This window comes from Noviherbaspirillum denitrificans (assembly GCF_002211445.1).
GTDB lineage: Bacteria > Pseudomonadota > Gammaproteobacteria > Burkholderiales > Burkholderiaceae_D > Noviherbaspirillum > Noviherbaspirillum denitrificans.
This window is the reverse complement of sequence record NZ_LSTO01000001.1, coordinates 1,297,277-1,303,399: the sequence shown is the minus strand read 5'-3', so window position 1 is coordinate 1,303,399 and position 6,123 is coordinate 1,297,277. Positions and strand designations below refer to the sequence as shown.

The following is a 6,123-nucleotide window of genomic DNA, read 5'->3' as shown; positions in this document are numbered from 1 at the left end:
GGCGCAGGCAAGTCATCGAACATGCGGGCTTCGACCAGGCACGCAAGCTGATCAAGGACATGCACGACGGCTGGATCGATCCGCAGAAGGGGCATGTGGTTGTTCTCGGATGACACGGCGGTGCGGCCGTGAGGACGGATGCACCAAATGAAAACGGCGGGAGATCCCGCCGTTTCCGATACACCCGTCTGGCTTGCGCCTACTTCTTGAAAGCGTCCCTGACCTTGTCGGTTGCCCTGTCGACAGCATTGGTCACGTCGCCGGTTGTCTTCTGTGTCTTTCCTTCTGCCTGCTTTTCCATGCCCTCGGCTTCATGGTGCTCGTCTCCCACCATCTCGCCGAATTTTCGTTGCACCTTGCCGGCTGCGTCCTTGATTCCGCCTTCAACTTGATTGCGATTCATAGCGTTTCCTTTCGTGCAGAAAGTAGTGATGACGCATGTTCGATTGCAATCCGGCGACACAGTTCCGAGATCTTTTCCTTGCAGCATCCAGAGCGCACTGTTGTGCTTATGTACGCGCCCGGAGTGGAAGTGACAAGCCGGCAAATTCGACCAGACAAGCTTCGGCGCGTATGGAGATGCTATTCGGCGTGTTTCGCTGCGCTTTGCTGATCAATGTGCTCGTGCAAGATCAGCCCCTCCCCGGTTCCCAATGCGCCTACTCCTCGGGAATCTGCCCGCGAATTTCCCCGCCGGGGAATCTCGCACTATGCACATTGATGTAATACCGTTCAGCAAGCAGTGCGATCAATTGCGCCTCGGAGAGCTGTCCGGAAACCTTCCAGATTCCACTGCCTTTCGGCACTTCTGTCATCGGAAATACCACGGGGCCGGTGTCGTTCGCGATGCCCTCGTGGATATGTGCAGCCGTACCGGCTATGCCTGTCGTCGTCACCGTTGCCGTGAACTGCCGGCTGACCGGATCGATCGTGACGACGCCAGTGCCGGATGCCGCGCTATCGTTCGGAGGAACCTCCTTGGCACCGGACAACTGCAGATGGATCGTTTGGGTTGAAGTGGTTGCCCCCGGCGCATTTGCCCCCTGTGCAGTCGTCCCTGTCGCAGCGGGCGTCGCTTCCGTGGATGGGGTACCGCCATCACCGCCGCCACCGCCGCATGCTGCCAGCAAGGCAAGTGCCACAACAGAAACACCCCGGTTGAACGATACGCAAGCGAGCCTGGATCTCATGACAGCACCTCATAACGGGAAGTACGCACATGTAGATTAACCAAGAGTTTTCAGTGGCCAGTGATATTTACCAAGCCTTCGTGCCGCAATCCGAAAAATTTTCTGGAAATGAAAAATCGGGGCCAGGTCTTGCAATCACGCATCTAACTGATTGCAAGACCTGGCCCGTTCACATGGAGTGCGTCAATCTTTTCCTGAATGCCTTTCCACCACCCCGCACGCGATCCTCGCGCCCGCATCGCCGGTCGCCAATGTCGTCGCATCGGGCTCGGCGACATACCGGGTCGGGATGTTCGCGTAGTTGTCAGGTCCTGCGTGGATGATGATCGCGCTGCCGTCGCCGTCGAAGAGATCGGCGACCGCAAAGCGATCGGTATTGAACCTCGCTTGCCCCGTACCGTCGGCATTCACCAGCAGGACGGGAAAATCGCCGCTGTGATCGCGATGGGTGTGCGGCGTCAGATCGAAGTGGCCGCCTGCCGACGTGAAAGGTGGAGTGCACTGGCCGACGGCATGCACATGGAACCCGTGAAAGCCCGGCGGAAGGTCATGGACTTGCGCCTGGATCGACACGTCGCCGTTCCCTTCCTGACTGATCCGCACTTTGCCCACGGGGTTGCCGGCGGCGTTATACAGCTTCGCGTCTGCGCTCGAATTCTGCGCCATTGCAGGAGCAGACAGTGCCGCGAGCGAGGCGATTGCGATCAACGCAGCGCCTATCTGCCGCTGCAAGTGTCGACGGTCAGTCGCTGGAACATGGATGTTCTTCATGGGGATTCTCCTCTTCTTTGGTTGCCGATCGGCTTGACCCACCCGCCCCTGATCGGGACAAAGCGGAAGATGAAAGAGTGGTCGCCATCAGGCACAGCAGGCGGCACCCGCGAAAGCTGGGTCGATCTTAATGAAGACCCACTGCGAGCGTTTGATAAAGATCTATGAAAGACGGGAGTTGATTTCAGTTGCCCGCTCAAATGTGTGGTTGGGCAAGACCTGCCCCTCAGCCTTCTGCTGTGGGCATGGAATTCAGTCCGGAATTGCCTGCAGTGTCCGCAGGACGGCTTCCAGGAAATACCCACGCTCGTCATTCGGAGCGTTTTCCGCATCCTGCCAGGCCGAGGTAATGACGATCACCGCCTTGCTCGCAGGCTGTACGAGCAGCAACTGACCGTAAACGCCGTGCATGCTGAACGTCCGGAGCTTGTTTTTCCGAAGCCATATCTGATACCCATACCCGCCCCAACTGGCCGGACCGCCAGGTTTCAAGAACTCTGGCTGGCGTCCGGCATCGGTCGCGTCGAGCAGATATTCGCGGTCGATGATTTCCTTTCCGGACACGACGCCGTCATCGGCAAGCATCGCCCCCAGGCGTCCATAGTCCCTCAGGCGGGCATTAAAGCAGCAATTGGCGGGAACGGTACCTGACCAGTCGACCAGCCATGACGCGTAATCCTCGGCGCCGATCGGCTTCCACAATTTCTCGCTCGTGTATTCCGCAAGCGGTCTCTTTATCGCAGCCTGCAGCACGAGGCCAAGCACATAGGTATCGCCGCCAGAGTAGTTGAACTTCGTGCCCTGCGGCGCGGCGCGACGGCTTACCCAGGAAATGGCCGACACCCCGCCCCGTCCCTTCTGCATCATGGTCTCCGCATTGAGCCGGTAATTGTCCGAGCCGGGGCTATAGACTTGCTCCCATTGGACACCTGACGCCATCCGCAACAGGTTGCGGACCGACACCTCCTCATACGGTGTACCGGCCAACTGCGGCACGTACTGCACCACCTTGTCGTCAAGGGACGCGATGTGCCCTTCGCGATGGGCGATACCGACAAGGATGCCGGTGATGGACTTCGCCATCGAATGGGAAGCGAAATGCATGCGGTTCACGCGCATACTGATATCGCTCGGCGACGACCATTCCGTTCTTGAGGATGAGCAGGCCGGTCACCCGCTGGTGGTCCAGAAAATCGTCGAGCGTATATGTCTTGCCTTTGTACTGATACGTGAGCAGCGGTGCGCTTTCGAGCGGCGGCAATGGACGCACGTTGCTCCCTGCCTTTACTTCGCGCCAGTCAAACAGCTTTTCCATGTGCGTGAACGCGCATACTTTGTGGTGATCGGCGGTCGAGTAACTCTGACGGTTAGATGGGCATGGATAGTTGTCTGCCTTGCCGAGGACTTGTTCGTCAGGCGCTGCGAGAACGCTACATGCGGCAAAGGCCGTCGTTGCGAGCAGCGGCAGGACCCGCGTGGCTCGAGGCAGCATGCGGCGGAGAGGAGCGGGTGCGTGCCAAAGCGCGGGACGATGGAAATCCGAAGTCAGGATGGGCATGCAAAAAGCGTCTTTAGTGTGGGATGAAATAGACGAACATAAAAATCCATTTTCTCAGAAAATGTGTGAGTGCAAGACCTTCCCCCGTTCGCACATCGGCCTGTTCTCCCTATTGGAAATATGAAAAAAATTGTTCGCTCACTGCGGATCATGCCGCTCGCATGCGTACTTGTTTCATGTGCTCATATGGCAGTTCCTGCCATCCATGAAGTTCGCTTTGAGACAGTCGACCTCGTGCAATACTCCGGTGTTGAAACAAGCCGACGCCAGGTTGTGCGCAGCATGGAGGAATGGAACGCGCTCTGGCATGAGCACAAGAAGCAAGATTCACGGATGCCCGCTGCACCTGTCGTTGATTTTTCCAACCAGGCAGTCGTAGCGGTTTTCCTTGGCGCGCGGCCAAACGGGTACTACTCGGTGAAGATTGAAAGAGCCGACTTTATCGAGGGAGAAATCGTTGTGCAGTACCGTGAGACCGTTCCCTTTGGTAATGCAATATGCACCTACGCTGTCACGACGCCGGCGCACATAATTACTATTCCAAAGATGGCAGGGAGTCTGAATTTCAAGACGATAGGCTTTGGAGAGCAAATTTCGACTCCCCTCGGCACGCCGCCAAGTACGGCGTCGGAAGCAGCGAGCGAGTAACTCAGCACGGCTCAACAAGGAGGTCGGCTACGACACGCAGTACGTCCGGATGGTGAACCATGCCCATGTGGCTGACCCGGTTGACCTCGATGTTGCGGTGACATCGCGTTTCCTTACCCTGGCATCCCTGCCAGGCGACCACACCGTCGGTTTGCGAATAGATCGATGCGGAAGGTACCGGCGGATCGACGCTCAGGCGCTTCAGCAAAGCCTCATCCACCGCGTAGGCGGCTCCGTTCAGGAGGGTAAGGATCCAGCCGGCATGGGTCGAATCGCCCGTGTCCGTGAACGGCGTCGCCAGTGTGATCACCTGCCGCACCAGCTTGGGATATTTCTTTGCGAGCTCGCGCGCGTAAATCCCGCCCAGGCTCCAGCCGATCAGTGAAACGGAGCGGCCATGGCGGGCATGGATACGTTGAAGATGCGCGCCCAAGCGTTGAAGCCACTCATCGAAGTCGGCGTCCGGCCAGTTATTGACCCCTTGCTCCCAGTCATAGAGTTCGTACCCCAGCTGCTGCAGGCGCACGCGCAAGTCGGCAGTCGCCGCCCCGCTGAGGGCAAGGCCGGGAAACACGATCACCGGGTGTCCATCTCCGCGCGGCAACGCCTCGGCGGGACCAACTATTCCTGCAACGTAATCCGATATCGCCCGAAGCGGCTCAAGGGCAAGAAGAACCGCGTGAGGCGGTTGAAGTTTGAAATCGTCGATAAGTTTCTCCAACATGTGCTGGCCCGAATGGGCGCCTTGCCAAAAGTATGCGCCTGTTCGTGGTGCGGCGCACAATAAATATCGATGATCCTTAAAGCCCTCGCTGGAAGCAATGTTCCCTGGATGCACAGTGCGCGAAGCAAGATGACCGATTGCCAAATCGTTATGAACCTATCGCAGATTCCCTACTCGTAAGGGAGCAGCACACCGTAAAGACATTCCTCGCTGTTCTCATCGACTACCGTACTGGACCCCTTGTGACCACTGCCTCTCCCGCGACCAACGCATTTGCTCAAAACCCCTTCCTCGCCATCTCGACAAGAATTGCCAGCGTCTACAGCGAAGCCATACGCCAGAACATGGAATACCTGACAGTCAGCTCGGCAAGGATCATTCAGGAACAGACCATCAAGGCATGGGTGGAAGCCGCGCAGGCGTGCAGCCAGGCGCTCGCCGAGAACGCGATGTCCAGCCAGCAGAAGGCGCTCGAACGGATTGCGGATGCGAACCAGAAGGCATTCGGCATCCTCGCGGGGGGCCCGAGCTCCGTCCAATTGCAACCGATGAACCCGTTTGCCTCCTGGTTCCCCGCCATGCCGAACAAGGCCGCCCCGGCGAAATCCACATCGGGACGCGCCAAATAATTTCCGCGTCACAGAGAACCTCATCATGGAAATGCAAAGCGTATTGGCGGCCCTGCCTCAGGCTTCGCTGGCCGATGAAATCGTTGCCACGCTCGCTGCGGTCGTCTCCAACGCATCCGCCCCTGATTCCGCAACGAGGGCACTCGAAAAGAGCCGGCAGGATTCCCTCACCCCCGAGCAGCGTGCCGCCGCAGCCGCACTACAGGCCTACGGTGTGCAGTGCGCGGCGGACGTATTCACGCCGGGCCTCGAGCCGCAGGCAAAGGAGCGCGCCGAGGAGCTGCGCAAGAATCTGGAGGCAGCGTCCGGCCAGGACGCCCTGGCCTTGCTCGCGTCGCAACCGGATGCCGGCGCCGAGTTCAAATCAAGGATGTGCCGTGCCGTCGCCAGCAAATGTGCCGAGCTGGTCGCTGCTGAAATCGAACGGGCAAAGAAGGGGCCGATCACCATCCTGAACGAGGACGATGCGAAGGCCTTCGAGGCCCAGCACGCAGAGCACCAGCATGAGCGCGCCCGTGCGGCCACCGATTTCCTCGGTTCGCTTCCGGAGCGGTTTCCGTCATTCGGGGCAACGCTGTTTGCGGAAATCCGGGACGACGTCGA

Annotated in this window: 9 protein-coding genes; 3 read left to right on the top strand and 6 right to left on the bottom strand. The window is 58.7% G+C overall.

Going from position 1 to position 6,123, the window contains the following annotated elements; all coding sequences use genetic code 11:
* Positions 1-199: 199 nt before the first annotated feature.
* The 5 genes from AYR66_RS06500 to AYR66_RS28230 all read right to left on the bottom strand — a co-directional run bounded on the left by AYR66_RS06500 (position 200) and on the right by AYR66_RS28230 (position 3,519).
* Positions 200-403, bottom strand: a complete 204-nt coding sequence (locus tag AYR66_RS06500; RefSeq protein ID WP_088706845.1) for a CsbD family protein — start codon at positions 401-403, stop codon at positions 200-202.
* 256 nt (positions 404-659) lie between these two features.
* A complete protein-coding gene (locus tag AYR66_RS06495) occupies positions 660-1,190 on the bottom strand; it encodes a CHRD domain-containing protein (protein WP_088706844.1) in 531 nt (176 codons plus the stop codon).
* 183 nt (positions 1,191-1,373) lie between these two features.
* Positions 1,374-1,961 (bottom strand): superoxide dismutase family protein, encoded by a 588-nt coding sequence (locus tag AYR66_RS06490; protein ID WP_088706843.1) that lies wholly within the window; start codon positions 1,959-1,961, stop codon positions 1,374-1,376.
* Between the two features lie 252 nt (positions 1,962-2,213).
* The gene (locus AYR66_RS06485; protein WP_170942083.1) at positions 2,214-3,044 is read right to left on the bottom strand and encodes a serine hydrolase domain-containing protein; all 831 of its coding nucleotides are present in this window, start codon (positions 3,042-3,044) and stop codon (positions 2,214-2,216) included.
* Entirely contained in the window at positions 2,977-3,519 is a 543-nt protein-coding gene (locus AYR66_RS28230; protein WP_141104034.1) for a hypothetical protein, read from the bottom strand. Before AYR66_RS28230 ends, AYR66_RS06485 begins: the two co-directional genes overlap by 68 nt.
* 120 nt (positions 3,520-3,639) lie before the next feature.
* On the opposite strand from AYR66_RS28230, the gene AYR66_RS06480 reads away from it, so the two are divergent.
* Positions 3,640-4,167, top strand: a complete 528-nt coding sequence (locus tag AYR66_RS06480; RefSeq protein ID WP_088706841.1) for a protease complex subunit PrcB family protein — start codon at positions 3,640-3,642, stop codon at positions 4,165-4,167.
* Position 4,168: 1 nt separating this feature from the next.
* Here AYR66_RS06480 and AYR66_RS06475 read toward each other — a convergent pair whose 3' ends face one another.
* Positions 4,169-4,891: an esterase/lipase family protein gene (locus AYR66_RS06475; RefSeq protein ID WP_234814825.1), complete on the bottom strand. Its 723-nt coding sequence runs from the start codon at positions 4,889-4,891 to the stop codon at positions 4,169-4,171.
* Between the two features lie 242 nt (positions 4,892-5,133).
* Between AYR66_RS06475 and AYR66_RS06470 the strand changes: the two genes are divergently transcribed.
* Together AYR66_RS06470 and AYR66_RS29390 are read left to right on the top strand one after the other, a co-directional pair.
* Positions 5,134-5,520 (top strand): hypothetical protein, encoded by a 387-nt coding sequence (locus AYR66_RS06470; protein ID WP_141104033.1) that lies wholly within the window; start codon positions 5,134-5,136, stop codon positions 5,518-5,520.
* Between the two features lie 25 nt (positions 5,521-5,545).
* Positions 5,546-6,123 (top strand): hypothetical protein (locus AYR66_RS29390; protein WP_206047083.1); only part of this gene is annotated, 578 nt, incomplete at its 3' end.

Coding starts and splice junctions, on each gene's coding strand:
- AYR66_RS06480 (WP_088706841.1), top strand. CDS start 3,640: ATGAAAAAAATTGTTCGCTCACTGCGGATCATGCCGCTCGCATGCGTA.
- AYR66_RS06500 (WP_088706845.1), bottom strand. CDS start 403: ATGAATCGCAATCAAGTTGAAGGCGGAATCAAGGACGCAGCCGGCAAG.
- AYR66_RS06475 (WP_234814825.1), bottom strand. CDS start 4,891: ATGTTGGAGAAACTTATCGACGATTTCAAACTTCAACCGCCTCACGCG.
- AYR66_RS06485 (WP_170942083.1), bottom strand. CDS start 3,044: ATGGCGAAGTCCATCACCGGCATCCTTGTCGGTATCGCCCATCGCGAA.
- AYR66_RS06495 (WP_088706844.1), bottom strand. CDS start 1,190: ATGAGATCCAGGCTCGCTTGCGTATCGTTCAACCGGGGTGTTTCTGTT.
- AYR66_RS28230 (WP_141104034.1), bottom strand. CDS start 3,519: ATGCCCATCCTGACTTCGGATTTCCATCGTCCCGCGCTTTGGCACGCA.
- AYR66_RS06490 (WP_088706843.1), bottom strand. CDS start 1,961: ATGAAGAACATCCATGTTCCAGCGACTGACCGTCGACACTTGCAGCGG.